Source organism: Mesorhizobium sp. M7A.F.Ca.CA.002.15.2.1 (assembly GCF_003998715.1).
Taxonomy (GTDB): domain Bacteria; phylum Pseudomonadota; class Alphaproteobacteria; order Rhizobiales; family Rhizobiaceae; genus Mesorhizobium; species Mesorhizobium ciceri.
The window spans coordinates 697-2,060 of sequence record NZ_RZPI01000858.1 but is presented as its reverse complement, the minus strand read 5'-3'; the positions used below and the strand labels follow the sequence as shown (position 1 = coordinate 2,060).

Annotated in this window: 1 protein-coding gene and 1 pseudogene; both read left to right on the top strand. The window is 68.4% G+C overall.

Annotation, left to right across the window (positions count from 1 at the left end; all coding sequences use genetic code 11):
* Positions 1-431 (top strand): annotated as a pseudogene (locus ENZ74_RS30325) (class II aldolase); the annotation flags it as partial.
* Positions 432-438: 7 nt separating this feature from the next.
* The coding region (locus ENZ74_RS30320; protein WP_245471041.1) for an FGGY-family carbohydrate kinase at positions 439-1,364 on the top strand (926 nt) is incomplete at its 3' end.

The window sequence follows — 1,364 nt, the reverse complement described above, 5'->3', positions numbered from 1 at the left end:
CCGCACCCGAACTCGACGCCTTGGCCGCGCTTGCCGGCGACAGCGGCTACAGATTGCCGGCCGATGTCGAAGCGCATGCGGTTGCGCTCGACGCTGAGAGCCGCCGCATGGCGCAGGCCGGCAGCCTCTATCCGGACCACGTCATCTTCCTCGGCCAGGGCTCCGTCGTGGCGAAGCCAGGCGAGGCCGTGGCAGATGTCGTTGCACGACTGGGCACGTCGCCTGCGGCGATCCTGTTTCCCGGCGCAGGCGTGCTGATGCGCGGCGACGCCAGTGCCGGCGCCGATGCCATGCAACGCTGCCTCGCCGACGTGACGGCGCGCATCGATATCGCCGCGCGGCTGAACTATCTCACCGCTTCCGAGAATGACGAGCTGGTCAACTGGGACGCCGAGCAGTATCGCCAGAAGCTCAACGCGGCTGGCGGCTAGCATGGACATGATGCCACTTGTCATCGGCATCGACATTGGCACATCAGGTGCGCGCGCCGTCGCCATGCGCCCTGATTTTTCCATAGCCGGGCATTCGGCCGTTCCACTCGACAGGTTTGGCGGCGATGGCCGAGCCCCCACGGCGTGGTGGCAAGCGGTCAAGGCGGCGCTGACGGAGCTGCTTTCCGGCATCGACCGCACGGCGGTCCGCGCCATCGCCGTCGACGGCACCTCCGGCACGCTGCTGCCGGTCGACGCCGCCGGGCTGCCGCTGGCCGAACCGCTGATGTACAACGACAAGGTCGATGACGACGACATCCTGGCCGCGATCGCCCGCACCGCGCCGGCTGCAAGTGCAGCGCACGGAGCGACATCCGGCCTCGCCAAGGCCCTGCGCTTCCAGCATCTACCGGGCATTGCGGCAGTGCTGCATCAGGCCGACTGGATTGCCGGAAACTTCTCCGGCCGCTTCGACGTCAGCGACGAGAACAATGCCCTGAAGACAGGTTATGATGTCGAGGCCCGCCGCTGGCCGGAATGGATCGCGGCGACCGGAATGCGCATGGAGTTGCTGCCGCGCGTGATCGTGCCGGGCGAGGTCACGGGCGCCCTCACCGCGGAAGCCGGGGAACTGTTCGGCTTGCCGCGCGATGTGGCCGTCGTCGCCGGCACCACGGATGGCTGCGCCTCGTTCCTGGCGACCGGTGCCGCCGCGATCGGCGACGGGGTCACTGCGCTGGGATCCTCGCTGACCATCAAGATCCTGTCCGACCGGCCGATTTCGGCGCCGCGCTTCGGCATCTACAGCCACCGGCTCGGCAACGCCTGGCTGGCGGGCGGTGCCTCGAACTCAGGCGGCAAGGTGCTGGCCCAGCACTTTCCGCTCGCCCGTATCATCGAACTCAGCGCGACAATCGACCCGGAGACGGGCAC